Here is a 15,429-nt window from a genome sequence, read left to right as displayed (position 1 = left end):
CCAACCCCGTCAGCCGTTGCCGACCGGGCCGAACATCTCCCGCACGGCCGACCGCAGCCGTCCGTGCCAGAGACTTTCCCCGACGATAGGGCGTTCACCCAACATCCAACTACCAATTGCCGCGTCAGATTTCCCTGTACGCCGAAGGCGAACGGCCCGGGCACTCCCATCCATCATGAGAGTGCCCGGGCCGCACGTGCGCAAGCCGGATAATCGGCTCTTAGCGAACAAGCCGAAGACGTGTTGTTCTTCAAGCAGAAATTGCTCGAACCGCCGCAGGCGCACTGGGCACCCCGCGTGGCAGCTCCTCCCCGTGGCGCATCACGGAAGCCACGGCGACGGCGGCCGCGAGCACCACCGGGCCGGAACGCCCTTCGCCGTCTGGAACGGCGCAGAGGGCGTCGCGCCGGTTCGCACTCCCCCGGCCCCATGCTGTGATCCGGCCCCGCCGGGCTCAGCGTCCCCGATATCCCCTTGATCCCCGTGTCACGGGTTTCCGGTTGTCGCGGATGCCCCGTGTTCCGGGGACATCCGGCCCCAACCGGCCCTCGGGATGTTCGGGTTCGGGACGACCAGACGGAAGCGGGTCGAAATTCGATCAAGACCTGACAACATTTCGGCCGACCGGGGGCAGTGGCAAACCTAACCCTTGATGGCCTCATATTCGGCGACGATGGCGGCGGGGATACGGCCACGCTCATTGACGGGCTTCCCAGCGGCCTTTGCCCACGCACGAATCTCGGCACTGCGCTCACGGCTGGGAGCATTACGGCTTCCACGCCGAGCACCGCCGCGAGTCTGCTTCGTCGGGGCCTTACGGGAGGCGTCGACGAACGGAGCAAGGGCCTCACGGAGCTTGCCGGCATTACCCGCGCTGAGGTCGATTTCGTACGTCGATCCATCGAGACCGAACGTCACCGTCTCCTCGGCCTCGCCGCCGTCGAGGTCGTCGACCAGGAAAACCTGGACCTTCTGTGCCATGGAATCAAACCTTTCAGAAGAGCGGTGTCTCCACACCTGAATATAAAGCTATCTCGCGAGAACGCGAAAGACAATTCCCGGCGTGCCACAAATCACCCGGATCCGGTGAGACGGGATCCGGATCCGGCAGGCCGGGATTCGGGGTCGCCGGATCTGCGCGGGGGCGGCGAGTAGCCCGCACACACGTTCATCCCCGCACTGGGGCGCTCTGGCACCGGGATCAGACCGGCACCGTATCTAACGTCCGTCGGATTCGGTACGTTCCCTGCCCTCAATCAACGTCTCGTTCGACCCCTCGGCCTCCTCGGCCTTGGTGACACCCTTGTCGCCAACGGTGTCCTCGGTCTCCTCGGTGTCCTCACCGCTGACCAGGCTTCCGTCCATCCGACGCGGTGCCATCTCCTTGCGGAGCAGGGCGATCACGAAGGCGCAGAAGACGGACCCGACAACCACAGGCGGGATGAGCGCGGACAATACGTCGATCAGTCCAGGGGGAAGCACTGATGACAAAAAGTCACCCATCGAAGCGGCCTACCCTTCCCGGTTGTTACTTATTGCAGCAAATACCCGACTCAGTGTCGGGCCAGTCCTGGGGGATGGCGCTCCGGTACACCCGGGCAAACGCATACCAGACATCATAGACATCGTTTGCCCCCGGTTTGACACCCCACGTACCGAAGACGTCCCGGCAAAGCCTGTTGGCGACCAATGCCCGGTCGTCTGTTCCAGTGCCGCACGGGCCGGGGACACGGCACCGATCGGGTAGTCACCCGATCCCGAAATCACGGCCCTCAACGTCTCAACGTCACTTGGAACGATGGGTCTGGACGGACGCAGGTATACATTACCTGCCTCGTTCCACTCCCATACCACCCGGTGCAGTTAAGCGCCTACGGCGACTGGTGGATCAGACGGACCGATCGGACACTTAGGGGAAGCCCGTCCTATCCGGAACCCAAATCCTTTAGCCGAGAGTGCCTCCGGTGTCACCCTCGAGGTGCACAAGCATCCGGGTGTTCCCCAGGGTGTTGGGCTTGACCCGCTCAAGGTCGAGGAATTCGGCCACGCCCTCGTCATAGGAACGCAGTAGTTCCTCGTAGACCCGGAAGGAGACGGGTGTGCCCTGGATCGGGGCAAAGCCGTGTTTGGCGAAGAAACCGGTCTCGAATGTCAGACAGAACACACGGCGCACTCCCAACTCGCGAGCCGTGTCGAGGAGTTCGGTCACGATTCGGTGACCAACCCCGAAACCACGCAATGAGGGATCCACCGCGACGGTGCGCACCTCCGCGAGATCCTCCCAAAGGACGTGCAGGGCCCCGCAGCCGACCACGTGGCGCTCGCCCGCGGCGGGCGTCGGCGCCCCTTCAGGGCCATCGGCACCGCCCTGCGCATCAGCGCCGTTCGGCGTCTCAGGGCCGTTCTCCGCCTCAGCCACCCAGAATTCCTGGATGTCCTCGTAAAGGTTGACCGTGCTCTTGGAGAGCACACGGCGGTCGACGGAGTAGGTGTCGACGAGGCGGCGGATCTGGGTGACGTCGCGCGTTTTGGCGCGACGGATCCGAACATGACGAACGGGCATAGCCAGACCAGACTACGCCCACGCGGCCTCCCGCCGGAACGCTCTTCATCCGGTGGTCGGGAACGCGCTGCGCCCTGGGCCGGTATGCCCGCGGTGTCTCCCGGCAGAGCCGGGTGGTGTCAGGTCAGATGAGCTGACGCCTAGCGGCCCACACGACCGCTTCGATGGGTGTGTTCACTCCCAGGACGTCGCAGATGTTGCGAATGCGACGACGCAGGGTCCTGGCACTGAGTTCGAGGTGCCGGGCGGCCACCTCGGTGGTGACACCGGTGGCAATCTCGGCGAGCAGCTCCAGCTCCTCGTGACTCAGTTCCACCGGCGGGTAGGCGCCGTTGAGCGCGTGCTCACGCGAGCGCGCCTGCAGGGGGACCACGTTCTCCCGGTGCTCTCGCGCCGAGAGGGTGTTCTGGTCCTCAACGGTAGGTCGTACGAGTGTGGCCTGTTCCACTCCGTCCTCCCTCATCTATGTGAGTGCGGAACATCAACTCGTCACCGACTGATCAAGCGCACCCGACTGGCTGTCGGCGCGGGTGAGTCCCGGCACACCCGACACGCTCCCGGAACCCCTCTGGCACAGGGGTGGGAGTATGTGGGGAGCACAGGACACACACCCCTGACTGCTGCGGTCTGGGACGGACAGACCGCATCGAGGGGCGCGTGTGCGGAGTTTCACGGGCCTTCCTTGACCCGAACCCCTGCTCACCGTTGTTCTCGATCCACTTCGGCAAACTCGCGGACCAAAGCCCGCCCTCAGCACGCTAGGCGGCGGGGATGGTACCGTCAAGACCCCATAAATCACCATGTGTGGTTGCCAAATACCCGTGAGTGACATGTTCACTGGCTGGAAAATTTTCCTCATGCCCTGACCTGCGTAAACAACCTTCAACAAAGTGGCGAGATCCGTAGCCGATCTCCCAACGGAAAAACTCCGCTCTGACTCCGGAAATACCCACCCCTGACCGGGAGCTTGCCCCCTGTGCCCGTCAGGTGAGCAGCGACTCGCGCACTCAGCCTCATCCCCGCAGGTGGGACGCGTACACATCGGGGCCGCCGCACCTCGAGTGCGGCGGCCCCGTGTTGGCCTTTCGGTCATCCCACTATCGGGATTCGCCCTTTCCTCTTTTGCCCCAACCGGGGCCCAAGGTGTCCCTGCTAGTCCCCAGAGGGCTTCACGATCGGGAAAAGCACAGTTTCCCGAATGTTCTTGCCCGTGAAGGCCATGAGCATGCGGTCGATACCGACCCCCACGCCACCGCTGGGCGGCATGCCGTACTCCAGCGCGCGCAGGAAGTCCTCGTCGAGCTGCATCGCCTCTGGATCGCCCTCCGCGGCCATCAGAGACTGCTCGGTCAGGCGACGGCGCTGCTCGACCGGGTCGACCAGCTCCGAGTAGCCCGTGCCGAGCTCCATGCCGAAGCCGATCAGATCCCACTTCTCAGTGAGCAGCGGGTCCTCACGGTGCTGACGGGTGAGCGGGCTGGTCTCGACCGGGAAGTCGCACACGAACGTGGGCTGGACGATCGTGTGTTCCACCAGCTCCTCGAAGACGTGCTCGACGAGCTTGCCCTGGCCCCAGTCGTGGCTGTACTCGACACCCTTGGCCTCGGCCAGGCGACGGACCTCCTCGACCGGCGTCGCCGTGGTGACCTCGGCGTCCAAGGCCTCGGAGACCACCCCGTACAGGGTGACCCGCGGCCACTCCCCGCCCAGGTCGAAGGTCTGGCCGTCGCGCTCGATGGTGGTGGTGCCGAAGACAGCGCGGGCGGCGTCCTGGAGGAGCTCACGGGTCACCCGCGCCATGTCGCTGTAGTCCGCGTAGGCCTGGTAGAACTCCAGCATCGTGAACTCGGGGTTGTGCGTGGAGTCCGCACCCTCGTTCCGGAAGTTCCGGTTGATCTCGAAGACCTTCTCCAGGCCGCCCACAACCAGCCGCTTGAGGGACAGCTCCGGCGCGATGCGCAGGTACAGGTCCATGTCGTAGGCGTTGATGTGCGTGGTGAACGGACGGGCCGTGGCACCTCCGTGCACGCGCATCAGCATCGGGGTCTCGACCTCGATGAAGTCGCGGGTGCCCAGTCCATCCCGGATCGCCCGGATGGCGGCCGAGCGGCGGCGCACCATCTGCTGCGACTCGGGGTTGACGATGAGGTCCACGTAGCGCTGGCGCACGCGCGCCTCGGGGTCGGTCAGCCCCTTGTGCTTCTCCGGGAGCGGGCGCAGGCACTTGGCCGTCAGTGTCCAGTCGCTCACCATGATCGACAGCTCGCCGCGACGGGAGGTGATGACCTCACCCGTCACACCCACGTGGTCGCCGAGGTCGACATCGGCCTTCCAGGCGTCGAGGCGCTCCTTGCCGACCTGGTCCAGGGACAGCATGATCTGCACGTCCCCGGTCTCGTCGCGCAGGGTCGCGAAGCACAGCTTGCCGCCGGAGCGGTAGAGCATGACGCGGCCGGCGATGGCGACCGTGGCCCCGGTGTGGGTGTCGGGCTCGAGGCCCTGGTGTTTCTCACGCACGGGGCCGATCGACGTCGTCCGCGGGTAGGTCACGGGGAAGGGATCGGTGCCCTCCTCCCGAAGACGGTCCAGCTTCTGTCGCCGGACCCGCATCTGTTCGGGCAGGTCGTCGTAGTCGTCGTGTGCGTGATTCACGGGGCCGATCCTACCGGCGCCGGGGTCATTGGCCGAACCGGTCCGTCGGGCGGACCGAACGGAAGAAGCTGCACGCCCGTCACCCCCGCGTCCCCGATGTCAGCCGTGCATGATGTCGAGGATCTCGGCCGTCTCCTCCAGCAGCTCATCTTCGGTAGAGCCCACCTGGTCAGCGTGCTCGCCCGACAGGTCCCACTCACTGCCGTCCAAGGCGACAGTGACAATGGAGGCGCCGTCGGTGAAGACAACCGTCAGTCCCAGTGCGGTGACCGGCTGTTCCCAGTAGGCGTAGCCGTGCTCACCGAGATCGACCTCGTAGAGGGTGTGATCCTCAGCTTCGCGGTCCAGGCCTGTGTTGTACCTGGAAGCGACGTCGCCAACCCCGTCCTGGACACGGATGCTCAGCCTCCGGCGCTCGTCACCGTGCTCCCAGTCCCTGGCACTCTTGTCGGTGGTCTCCCAACGGCAATCGCTCGTGGTGGACGCTTCGTACCCCCGGGGCCCCAGGTCGGCGAAAGGGTCGTCGTACTCAGCACAGTCGTATTCGGTGCCGTCGGGTTGGGCCAGGGGCGGCAGGCCCAGGTCGTCGAAGGTGTGCCCCTCTCCGTAGACCGGCTCCTCTTCCGCCGCATCCGAAGTGGGGCGCGGTGCGGGGTCGGCGGGTTCGGAGCCGCCCAGCAGCGGCCGGAGGCCCAGCATGGGCCCGACGAAGACGAGCAGTACGACCACTACGACGACCGCCGCCAAGCAGCCACAACCGCCCAGCGCGAGGAACAGGGGAGCATTGGACTTCTTGCCACCACCGGCACTGTGCTGGCCCGGGTGTCCTGCGTACTGGCCCGGCTTCTGCGGACCGGCCCCTTGCCAGCCGTGGCCCTGCGGGCCGGGAGGACCCGGATGGCCGTGCTGGTGGTGGCCTGGGGAGCCCTGCCCTGGGTCGCCATACCCGCCTGGTCCGCCGGGGGGCTGGGGGTAGGACATGCGTGTACCAGGGCCTTTCATCGGGAGAGGGTTCGGGAGAGGCTCAGGGCCCGGGACAGCTTCTCACAGGCCCGCATCGAAAGACGTCATTCACCTGCGGGAACGCCTGGCCGACAGTGGCCGCAACCCCGTGGACCCGCCGCGGGTCAGCCCGCGTTGCGGTCGAAGACCAAGCGGAGTCCGGTCAGGGTGAGCCAGGGTTCGTGGACGTCGATGGTCTCGCACTCACCCACCACCGTCGAGGCCAATCCCCCGGTGGCCACCACCGTCGCGTCGTCGGGGTTCTCGGTGAGCTCGGCGACCATCCGGTCCACGATGCCGTCGACCTGTCCGGCGAAACCGTAGACGATCCCCGAACGCAGCGCCTCGGTTGTGTTCTTGGCTATGGCGGCGCGGGGTTTCACGATCTCCACCATGTGCAGCTGGGCGCCCCGCTGGGACAGCGCGTCCACCGAGATGTCGATGCCCGGTGCGATGGCGCCGCCCACGTACTCCCCCTTGGCGCTGACCGCGTCGAACGTGGTCGCGGTCCCGAAGTCCACCACCACGCTGGGGCCGCCATAGAGGTGGCTGGCGGCCAGCGCGTTGATGATGCGGTCGCTGCCCACCTCCTTGGGGTTGTCCATCCGGATGGGCACACCGGTCTTCACACCCGGTTCGACGATCACCGCGGGCAGGTCGCCGAAGTGGCGGCGGAACATGTCCCGCATCTCGTGCTGCACCGAGGGGACCGAGCAGCACATCGCGATACCGTCGATCTCTTCCAGCTTGCTCAGTGAACTCCCGTCGATGAGTCCGCGCAGGACCACGGCCCATTCGTCCGCGGTGCGCCTGGTATCGGTCCCCACACGCCAGTGTTCGAGAAGGTCGTCGGCTTCGAAGAGCCCGAAGACCGTCTCGGAGTTACCGACGTCGAGCGCGAGCAGCATTCTGGGGGCCTCACTGGTCGAAATGGTGTGTACCAAAGGAATCTTCCACCAAGTGGCCCTCTCACAACAGGTCGAGTGCGATATCCAGTGCCGGACTGGAATGGGTCAGGGCACCGACGGCCAGGTAGTCGACCCCGGTCCGGGCCACACCGGCCGCGACGTCGAGCGAGAGGCCGCCGCTGGATTCCAGGCGGGCGCGCCCGTCGACCAGGGCCACCGCCTCGGCGAGCTGGGCCACGGTGAAATTGTCCAGCAGGATCTCCTCGGCCCCCGCGGCCAGGGCTTCCTCGATCTGGTCCAGCCGGTCCACCTCGACCTCCAGTGGCAGATCCGGGAATCGCTCACGGATGGTGCGGACCGCCGCGCCCACCCCGCCGGCGGCGACCACGTGGTTGTCCTTGATGAGCCCGGCGTCGCTGAGGCTGTACCGGTGGTTCACTCCGCCGCCGCAGCGGACCGCGTATTTGTCGAGGGCACGCAGCCCCGGGGCGGTCTTTCGGCTGTCCCGAATACGGGCACCGGTGCCGACCACGGTGTCCACCCAAGTGCGGGTGGCGGTGGCGATCCCGGACATGTGGGTGAGCAGGTTGAGCGCCGTGCGTTCCGCGGTGAGCAGGTCACGGGTGCGTGCGGTCACGGTCATGAGCACGTCGCCGCGCTTGACCGCGTCACCGTCGTCCGCCGATCTGGAGGCCTCCAGCGCACCGTCGGCGACCATCCAGAAGACGAGTTCGGCGATGGGCAGGCCGCTGACGGTGCCGTCGGCCCGGGCGACCACGTGGGCGGTGCGGACCTGTTCCGCGGGGATGGTCGCCACGGTCGTGACGTCGATGCGGGATCCCGCCGTGAGGTCCTCCGCGAGTGCCCTTCGGACGGTGTCCACGTGGGACTCGTGCGGTGCAGTCCAGGGAAGGGTGAACTCGGCGCGCGCTTCGGGTGAGGGGTTCGGTCCCGCGAGGGGGAACGCGATGGCGTCGAGTTCGGCCACGAGGGCGGGCGGGAGAGCAGGCTGGGCGGTCTCGTCGGTGGTCACGATCGTGTCCTCTTCCAGTCGGACGACCACGGGCCGAACGCGCAGCTCGGGTCTGGGTTCGGGTGCGTCGGCGCGCTGGTGCGAGCCGCGGCTTTCGGTGCGGTGCAGCGCCGCGGCCGCCACGAGCCGGGCCACGGTGAGCAGGTTGGTGGCCTCCCAGGCGGCAACGTCGGGGGCCTCCGGCCCGTCCGGGGCAGCCAGCGCATCGAGCCGGGTGACGAGTTCAGCCAGGTCTTCGCCGGTGCGCAGCACCCCGGCGGAGCGGGACATCAGGGCGCGCACCGCGGTGGCCGTGGCTGGACCGGCCAGGTGCATGGTCGACCCCGTGGGCTCCGCCGAGCCCGAAGGGCGCTCCTGCTCCGCCGCGATGCGGGCGGCGATCCGATCAGCGTAGACCAGGCCTTCCAGGAGGGAGTTCGAGGCCAGGCGGTTGGCCCCGTGCACACCGGTGCGCGCGACCTCGCCCACGGCCCACAGCCCCGGCACGCCGGTGCGCCCGTCGATGTCGACCTCCACTCCGCCCGAGGCGTAGTGGGCCGCCGGTGCGACCGGGATGGTCTCGACGAGCGGGTCGATGCCGTGGGCGCGGCAGGACGCGAGGATGGTCGGGAAGCGGTGTTCCCAAGTGTCGCGACCGAAGTGGCGGGTCTCCAAGTACACGTGGTCGGTCCCCTGCTCGGCCATCGTTCGGGCGATGGTGCGGGCCACGACGTCGCGGGGCGCGAGATCGCCGAGCTCGTGCACACCCTCCATGATCCGATGTCCCGCGGCGTCGACGACGTAAGCTCCCTCACCGCGCAGCGCCTCTGAGATGAGGGGTTGGCGGCCCCGCGCCTCCGGACCGAGCCAGAGGACGGTCGGGTGGAACTGGATGAACTCCAAGTCGCGGAGGCGGGCCCCGGCGCGGGCCGCCAAGGCAAGTCCGTCACCGGTGGAGACGGGCGGATTGGTGGTGGCGGCGAACACCTGGCCCATCCCGCCTGTGGCCAGCACCACGGCGGGGGCCAGGACCGCGCCGACGCCGTCCCGCTCACCTTCGCCCATGACGTGCAGGGTGGCGCCGCGCACCTCACCCGTAGCATCGTCGCGCAGGGCGTCCAGGGCCACGGCGTGCTCTACGACCTCGATCCGTTCCTCAGCGAGGATCGCCGCCACGAGGGCCCGCTGAATCTCGACTCCGGTGGCGTCGCCCCCCGCGTGGGCCACCCGGTCGGCGCGGTGACCGCCCTCCCGGGTCAGGGAGAGCTCCCCCGAGGCGTCGCGGTCGAACTCTGCGCCGAGGCCGATGAGCCAGCGCAGCGCGTCGGGCCCTTCCGTGGCGAGCACGTTCACCGCGCGGGCGTCGCACAGGCCGGCTCCGGCCAGGAGCGTGTCGACCATGTGGGCGACCGGCCCGTCCTCGGGGGCCATGGCAGCGGCGATGCCGCCCTGGGCGTAGGCGGTGGAGCCGGTGGACAGCCGGTCTTTGGTGACGAGGACGACCCGGCCCGACGCTGTGCGCTGGACGTAGCGCAGCGCGGTGCTGAGGCCCGCGATGCCCGAGCCGATCACCGCGACGTCCGCGTGGACGGTCCACCCGGGTCGCGGTGCCTCGAGCCGGGTCTGTCTGACAGAACTCATCTGTGGGTCTCTTTCGCGCGTAGCCGCTGGGAGGGGTCGGACGGGCAGGGTGGGCCGGTACTGACGCGCCGGGGCCGGAGTTACAGGGTCACCGACACGTTGTCGATGAGTCGGGTGGTGCCCACCCGGGCTGCCACGGCCAGGACGGCGTCGCCTCGGTGGTCGTCCGCGGCCTCCGCGAAGGTGGCCGGGTCGACCAGGGCCAGGTAGTCGGGTTCGACGGGCGGGTCGGCCTTGGCCACGTCGTCCAGGACGGCGAGCGCGGCCTCGCGCACGGCCTTCGGCCCCGACGGCGCGGCGTCGGCGCCAGCGCGCAGCGCCCGGGACAGGGAGAGCGCGCTGGCCCGCTCCGCTTCTGACAGGTAGGCGTTGCGGCTGGAGGAGGCCAGACCGTCGGAGTCGCGCAGGGTGGGGATGCCGACGATGTCCACGGGGAAGTTGAGGTCGGCGACCATGCGTCGGACGAGGGCGATCTGTTGGGCGTCCTTGGCCCCGAACACGGCGAAGTCCGGGCGGACCAGGTTGAAGAGCTTGGCCACGACGGTGAGAACGCCGGTGAAGTGCCCGGGGCGGAAGGCGCCCTCCAAGCGTTCGCCCATGGCCCCGGCTTCGACGGTGACCATCTGCGGGGAGGGGTACATGGTGTCGGTCTCTGGGGCGAAGACGACGTCCACGCGCTCCGCGGCGCACATTTCGGTGTCCGCGGGCAGGTCGCGAGGGTAGCGGTCGAGGTCCTCGTCAGGGCCGAACTGGAGGGGGTTGACGAAGACGCTGACCACCACGGTCTCGGCACGCTCTCGCGCGGCCCTGATGAGGGTGCGGTGTCCCCCGTGGAGGGCGCCCATCGTGGGGACCAGGCCAACGGTGCCCGCCGTGTGGAGGACGTGGCGCAGTTCCTCGGGGGTGCGGACGATGAGGGGGCCATCGGCGGCGGGTCGCTGCGGAGTGGGTTCGGTCATCGATCATTCCCGTTGTGGTGTGCTGTGTCCGCGCACGGCGGCGGGCGCGGACCGGGTGCGACGCGCGGGTGGTTCCCGGTCGGGTTCAGCGCCGGAGGACGTCGAGCAGGCGCGCGGCGTCCTCGGGTTTGAGCATTCCGGCATTGATGGCGCGGTCGGCGGTGAGCCGCGCGAGTTCCACGTAGCTGGCCACGCTCTCGGGGGCGTTCTCGCGCAACTGCTCTATGTGTCCGGCGACGGTGCCGGAGTCGCCGCGCAGGACGGGGCCGCTGAGCCCGTGGATCCCCAGGCGCAGGGCGTTGTCCAAGGCGGCGCTGAGCATGGGCGCGAGCAGACGGCCGGGCTCCGGCACCCCCGCCTCGCTGAGCAGGGACGCGCTGTCCGCGACGAGGGTGACCAAGTGGTTCGCGCCCCCGGCGAGGGCCGCGTGGTAGAGCGTGCGCTTGTCCTCGGCGATCCACACCGGCTCCGCGCCCATCTCGACCACGAGGGCCTCGGCGATGGGACGGAGCTGGTCGGGCGCGGTCACTCCGAAGGCGCAGTTGGCGAGGCGGTCCACGTCCTCGTCCCGGCCCGTGAAGGTCATGGCGGGGTGCAGTGCCAGGGGAAGGGCCCCGACGACGGTGGCGGGGGCGAGCACCGCGTGGCCGAGGGCGCCGCTGGCGTGGACGAGGAGCTTGCCTCGGAGGTCGGTACCGGTGGCCGCGAGCCCTTCGACGAGATCCGGAAGGGCGTCGTCTGGCACGGTGAGCAGGACGAGGTCGCTGGCTTCGGCCACCTGAGCGGGTTCGAGGATCCGTGCGCTGGGCAGTCGCTCCTCCACACGGACCACCGATGCGTCGGAGACCGCGGAGGCCGCCACGACCTTGTGGCCGGCCCGTGCCAGGGCGACACCGAGGACGGAGCCGACCCGGCCGGCCCCGATGACGCCGACGCGCAGGCGGGCGGGGTGCCCCACTGTCGTCTCCATGTTCCGTGTCCCCTCGTGCTGCCGGTGCCTCCGTTACACGCGCACCGTCCTCTGAGCACACGATAGCCCTCCCCCAGCGGTGACCTGCCGCCCCGGGCCGCGGTAGGACCCTGGGCGCGTGGCGGGGTTTCGGACACGCGGACGGGGATGGGCGCCGTCGCCCACCCCCGCCTGTGTTCCATCGGCCGCGCCCTCACCGCCTGCTGGGCGGGGCGTCCGACCGGGTCTTAGTTCTGGATGATGACGCCCGTTTACGGTGAACCGTGCCAGCCTGCCTAGACCTCTGGGTAGCCATGTCTGCGAAGCAGGAACCTGCTGCCGCCGCGAGGCGGACAGCGCCACCAGACCCCGGTCTGGTCGGAATCCCTCTCACTTCAGGAGAGGGAGGAAGTCAAATAGGCGATGTTCCCACTGGCGTTGGAGCCGTTGCCGGAGGTCCAGGCACCGGCGTGCGCCGCCGCCGGCGCGGCGGAGAGGGGGATCCCGGCGGAGGTGCGAACCACCGCACCGGCGGCGAACGCCTTCTTCAGCACTACTTTCTCCTTCTGTGTCCGGGCGGGGGGCCGGCCGGACTCGCAGTGTTCCTTCCGTGGCACCTTGGGGGCGCCGAGAAAGAAGCTACTGGCACACAAGCCCCAAGAACATGCCTTGAGCTGCATTGATCACAGGACATCCACTGATGTTCACCATGGTTAGCAGACTTTCCCGGGCCCAACGGGACAAAGGGAGGGACTTCGCCGCTGCGCCCGTGCGCGCAGCGTCACCGCCATCCGGGGTTGTTGCCCGCCGCCAAAACGGGTTCCGAGTGAGCCCCTAACCAGACATCCGGACACACTCAGGCATAGAGCACACTCAGGCTCGGAGTGCGCTCGAGCCGGGCCGCAACGAATCCGGAGCGCGGCGGGCCCAGGGCACACGCAAGGGCGCCATCCCGTCGTCACGGAATGGCGCCCCTGAGCAGAAAGCTCGCTGACCCGTCCGGCTCGGTTCAGTCGGGACGTCTCCGACTGGACACCCCCGGCCCGGCCGGGCCGAAATCCGGGTTGTTACCAGTTCTTCACGCTGGCACCGGAGTCGGTGCAGTTGGCACCGGAGATGCCCAGGACGGCGACGGAGTTGCCGCAGACGTTGATCGGCGCGTCGACGTCCACCACGGCCTGGTTACCGCTCAGGATGCCGCCGTTGCCGGAGGTGAAGACGTTGCTGTTGGCCATGGCAGGAGCGCCGGCGAACAGGACGCTGCCAGCGGCAGCGGCGATGGCCGTGGCGGCGAGGGTCTTCTTCAGCATGAATTTCTCCCGTCAGACCGGTAGGCGGGGGGCGCCAACCGGTCGAAAACGTTGACGATGTGTATGACAGTGAACACTCATCGTGTTCGACCACCATTTAGCCATACTCGGTCGCCGCCCGTGACCAAAACACGGAACCGTTTTGCGGACCTGACCAGGAGGTATCACCATCAGTGAGCAGACATGTCGGACATGAAACCCGTAACTGGAACCACTTGAGCCCCGCAATGTGACACACGCCACATTCACTGCTCGGGAGTGTCGCCCGAGCCTTCTTCCGGTTCCTCCGCACTCCCCCGCTCAGCAGCCGCGTCTCCGTGCATGGTTGCCCGGGTCGCCCACCGTTCCGTCCCCGCCGTGGGCACTCGGGCCCTTCTTCCGTACTCCAGCAAGGCGTCCATGAATCTGCGCCCCTCGACCGCCTCACGGTCGGCGGCCCGTGCCGCCACCGGTCCCGGGGGTGTCTCCACGTGCACTGTGGCCCAGTCCCTCAGCTGGGAGAGCGGCCCCGACGACAGCCGCAGCACCTGCATCCGTTCGACCGGAACGATCTCCGTCACCCGGCAGAAGATCCCGCGTACGCTCACGAACAACCGGGCGTCGACACCCGCCGCGTTCGACAGCATCTCCCGGTTGACCACCAGCGGGACGTGTGCCGCATCACTGTCCGGGAACATCTCGTTCACCAGCGCGAACGCCTTGCGCCGTGGCACGACCGGCAGCAGGTCCGCTGAGTCGCCCTGGCGGGCCCCCGCGTAACCGGCGACGGTCGCCTCCACCCGGGCTACGCCCAGCGCGCGCCACAGCAGCGGCTCCACCACGCGCACGGCCTGCACGCGGCCGGGCGGGACGGTCTGCATGCGGCGCTGGAACATCCCGTAGCGCAGCCGCACCCCGTCCGAGGAGAGCGACGCGTAGAAGTCCGTGTAGCGGGCCAGCGGGCCCCAGTAGTAGCGCAGCAGGCCCAGGATCAGCGGGATGGCCCCGCCCAGGACCCCCGGTTCCAGGAACGCCACGAACGCGGTGGCCAACAGGAGCAGCACGATCAGGGCCAACAGCACCGGCACCCGGAAGGTCAGCGCGCCGAGGAGCAGCGCGAAGGGGAGCCGGTAGAACGGCCACTCCGGGGCTTCGGGAGCGCGCCCCGGCAGCCCGGCCGCGTGCGCCAGCACCGCGACCCTCAGTTTCTCGGCCACCTCCCAGGGCACGCAGCGCAAGCGGATGGCGCTCCCGTCGCCGCCCGCCAGCTCCACGCGCAGTTCCGCCAGGCCGAACACCTGCATGAGCAGCGGTCGGACCACGTCCACGGCTTGGAGACGGCTCAGCGGGATCTCCCGCGAGCTGCGCAGCAACAGCCCGCTGTGCACCACCAGATGGTCTCCACGCAGCCCGAAGGTGCCGAACCACCAGGCCGGCAGAGCGTAAGCGAGGGATCCGAACACCACGGCCACGGCGAGGACGAGCACCCAGGCGAACCCGAACTGGGTCAGGATGGGCCCCACCAGCGCCACGAACACCAAGGTCACCGCGAGGATCTGGAGCGGAACGATCAGCCAGTGTGCACGGAAGACCCCCGAGGTCACGTCGTCCTCAGGCTTCGGCAGCGGCGGGGGCGGAGGGGGCTGTACCCCCGGCCCCCGGTGGGGCGGCACCATCGCCGGACTCCACCCCTGCGGTGGGAGTGGGGGTTGGGGCTGGGGCGGGGCTTGGGGACCGGACTGTTGGGGCCCCGGGAATCCGCTCGGCTGGGCCCCGGGCGGCTGCCACGCAGACTGGGGCGGAGGCTCCTGCTGCCCCGGCTCTGGCCGCCCTGGTTCTGGCGGCCCTGGTTCTGGCGGTCCTTGCACTTACAACCCCGTCGAGAAGCTCTCGCTGCGCACCGCGAGCCGGTCGCGCAGCTTGATGGCATCGGCCAGTGGGAGCCCGACCACCCGTGTGTCCGCGGTACTCGCCGCGGTCCGCACCCGGACCGTCGCGATCCCCAGCGCCTGTTCGAGTAGGTCCGCGGTCACGTCCACGACCTGCATCCGGCCGTAGGGGACGACAACGAGCTGGCGGATCAGCACCCCGTAGGTGAGGTAGAGCTCCGCGGGCGCCTCCGCGTATCCCCAGGACCGCTGGAAGAGACCGGCCAAGAACCAGAGGACGGCGGCCGTCACCAGCACGACGCCCACCCAGGCGGCGGCGAGGACAGGCAGGCTCCACAGGAAGAGCAGGAGCGCCCCTCCCGCCCCTGCGGCCAAGGACGCGGCACCCGTCACCAAGCGGCGGTACCAGGCCAGGGCGGTCGGGAGGCGCTGCCAGGGGGTGTCGTCGGGCGCGGCGAAAGCCTCGTCCAGGGGCCTGGACGGCCGGGACGAACCTGTCGCGGGCGGTGGTATGGGTTCACTGGTGTCCACGGCTTCAGTCAACCATCAGCCGGCAAGCCCCGCC

The 15,429-nt window shown here is 68.7% G+C and carries 14 protein-coding genes; all 14 read right to left on the bottom strand.

Annotation, left to right across the window (positions count from 1 at the left end; genetic code table 11):
- Window positions 1-642: 642 nt before the first annotated feature.
- The 14 genes from ACYVDG_RS23965 to ACYVDG_RS23900 all read right to left on the bottom strand — a co-directional run bounded on the left by ACYVDG_RS23965 (window position 643) and on the right by ACYVDG_RS23900 (window position 15,335).
- Window positions 643-981 carry a histone-like nucleoid-structuring protein Lsr2 gene (locus tag ACYVDG_RS23965; protein ID WP_460757834.1) on the bottom strand — a complete coding sequence of 113 codons (339 nt, stop codon included), beginning with the start codon at window positions 979-981 and terminating at the stop codon, window positions 643-645.
- 237 nt (window positions 982-1,218) lie between these two features.
- A complete protein-coding gene (locus ACYVDG_RS23960) occupies window positions 1,219-1,503 on the bottom strand; it encodes a hypothetical protein (RefSeq protein ID WP_460757833.1) in 285 nt (94 codons plus the stop codon).
- 442 nt (window positions 1,504-1,945) lie between these two features.
- Window positions 1,946-2,563, bottom strand: coding sequence for an amino-acid N-acetyltransferase (locus ACYVDG_RS23955; protein ID WP_460757832.1), 618 nt, complete (start codon window positions 2,561-2,563; stop codon window positions 1,946-1,948).
- A gap of 124 nt (window positions 2,564-2,687) precedes the next feature.
- A complete protein-coding gene (locus ACYVDG_RS23950; RefSeq protein ID WP_460757853.1) occupies window positions 2,688-3,011 on the bottom strand; it encodes a LuxR C-terminal-related transcriptional regulator in 324 nt (107 codons plus the stop codon).
- A 704-nt stretch (window positions 3,012-3,715) separates the two neighbouring features.
- Window positions 3,716-5,215 (bottom strand): bifunctional lysylphosphatidylglycerol synthetase/lysine--tRNA ligase LysX, encoded by a 1,500-nt coding sequence (gene lysX, locus ACYVDG_RS23945; RefSeq protein WP_460757831.1) that lies wholly within the window; start codon window positions 5,213-5,215, stop codon window positions 3,716-3,718.
- A gap of 99 nt (window positions 5,216-5,314) precedes the next feature.
- Window positions 5,315-5,962, bottom strand: coding sequence for a hypothetical protein (locus tag ACYVDG_RS23940; RefSeq protein ID WP_460757830.1), 648 nt, complete (start codon window positions 5,960-5,962; stop codon window positions 5,315-5,317).
- Between the two features lie 380 nt (window positions 5,963-6,342).
- Window positions 6,343-7,125, bottom strand: coding sequence for a type III pantothenate kinase (locus tag ACYVDG_RS23935; protein ID WP_460757829.1), 783 nt, complete (start codon window positions 7,123-7,125; stop codon window positions 6,343-6,345).
- 61 nt (window positions 7,126-7,186) lie between these two features.
- The gene (locus tag ACYVDG_RS23930; RefSeq protein WP_460757828.1) at window positions 7,187-9,778 is read right to left on the bottom strand and encodes an L-aspartate oxidase; all 2,592 of its coding nucleotides are present in this window, start codon (window positions 9,776-9,778) and stop codon (window positions 7,187-7,189) included.
- An 80-nt stretch (window positions 9,779-9,858) separates the two neighbouring features.
- On the bottom strand, window positions 9,859-10,737 hold the full coding sequence (gene panC / locus ACYVDG_RS23925; RefSeq protein ID WP_460757827.1) for a pantoate--beta-alanine ligase: 879 nt from the start codon (window positions 10,735-10,737) through the stop codon (window positions 9,859-9,861).
- An 85-nt stretch (window positions 10,738-10,822) separates the two neighbouring features.
- Window positions 10,823-11,707, bottom strand: coding sequence for a Rossmann-like and DUF2520 domain-containing protein (locus ACYVDG_RS23920; RefSeq protein WP_460757826.1), 885 nt, complete (start codon window positions 11,705-11,707; stop codon window positions 10,823-10,825).
- A 374-nt stretch (window positions 11,708-12,081) separates the two neighbouring features.
- Window positions 12,082-12,240 carry a hypothetical protein gene (locus tag ACYVDG_RS23915; RefSeq protein ID WP_460757825.1) on the bottom strand — a complete coding sequence of 53 codons (159 nt, stop codon included), beginning with the start codon at window positions 12,238-12,240 and terminating at the stop codon, window positions 12,082-12,084.
- Between the two features lie 513 nt (window positions 12,241-12,753).
- Complete coding sequence (locus ACYVDG_RS23910; protein WP_460757824.1) at window positions 12,754-12,996, bottom strand: chaplin family protein; 243 nt, start codon at window positions 12,994-12,996, stop codon at window positions 12,754-12,756.
- 245 nt (window positions 12,997-13,241) lie between these two features.
- Complete coding sequence (locus ACYVDG_RS23905; RefSeq protein WP_460757823.1) at window positions 13,242-14,651, bottom strand: PH domain-containing protein; 1,410 nt, start codon at window positions 14,649-14,651, stop codon at window positions 13,242-13,244.
- Between the two features lie 192 nt (window positions 14,652-14,843).
- The gene (locus ACYVDG_RS23900) at window positions 14,844-15,335 is read right to left on the bottom strand and encodes a PH domain-containing protein (protein WP_460757852.1); all 492 of its coding nucleotides are present in this window, start codon (window positions 15,333-15,335) and stop codon (window positions 14,844-14,846) included.
- Window positions 15,336-15,429: the final 94 nt, after the last annotated feature.

The sequence above is a fragment of the Nocardiopsis oceani genome (assembly GCF_054777395.1).
Note: the sequence above shows the minus strand (reverse complement) of the source record. Positions and strands in the feature narration are given on the sequence as shown.

What these genes read in the sequence shown, in the direction of transcription:
- ACYVDG_RS23965 (WP_460757834.1), bottom strand. Translation starts at nt 981, where the DNA reads ATGGCACAGAAGGTCCAGGTTTTCCTGGTCGACGACCTCGACGGCGGC.
- ACYVDG_RS23960 (WP_460757833.1), bottom strand. Translation starts at nt 1,503, where the DNA reads ATGGGTGACTTTTTGTCATCAGTGCTTCCCCCTGGACTGATCGACGTA.
- ACYVDG_RS23955 (WP_460757832.1), bottom strand. Translation starts at nt 2,563, where the DNA reads ATGCCCGTTCGTCATGTTCGGATCCGTCGCGCCAAAACGCGCGACGTC.
- ACYVDG_RS23935 (WP_460757829.1), bottom strand. Translation starts at nt 7,125, where the DNA reads ATGCTGCTCGCGCTCGACGTCGGTAACTCCGAGACGGTCTTCGGGCTC.
- ACYVDG_RS23930 (WP_460757828.1), bottom strand. Translation starts at nt 9,778, where the DNA reads ATGAGTTCTGTCAGACAGACCCGGCTCGAGGCACCGCGACCCGGGTGG.
- panC (WP_460757827.1), bottom strand. Translation starts at nt 10,737, where the DNA reads ATGACCGAACCCACTCCGCAGCGACCCGCCGCCGATGGCCCCCTCATC.
- ACYVDG_RS23920 (WP_460757826.1), bottom strand. Translation starts at nt 11,707, where the DNA reads ATGGAGACGACAGTGGGGCACCCCGCCCGCCTGCGCGTCGGCGTCATC.
- ACYVDG_RS23910 (WP_460757824.1), bottom strand. Translation starts at nt 12,996, where the DNA reads ATGCTGAAGAAGACCCTCGCCGCCACGGCCATCGCCGCTGCCGCTGGC.
- ACYVDG_RS23905 (WP_460757823.1), bottom strand. Translation starts at nt 14,651, where the DNA reads ATGGTGCCGCCCCACCGGGGGCCGGGGGTACAGCCCCCTCCGCCCCCG.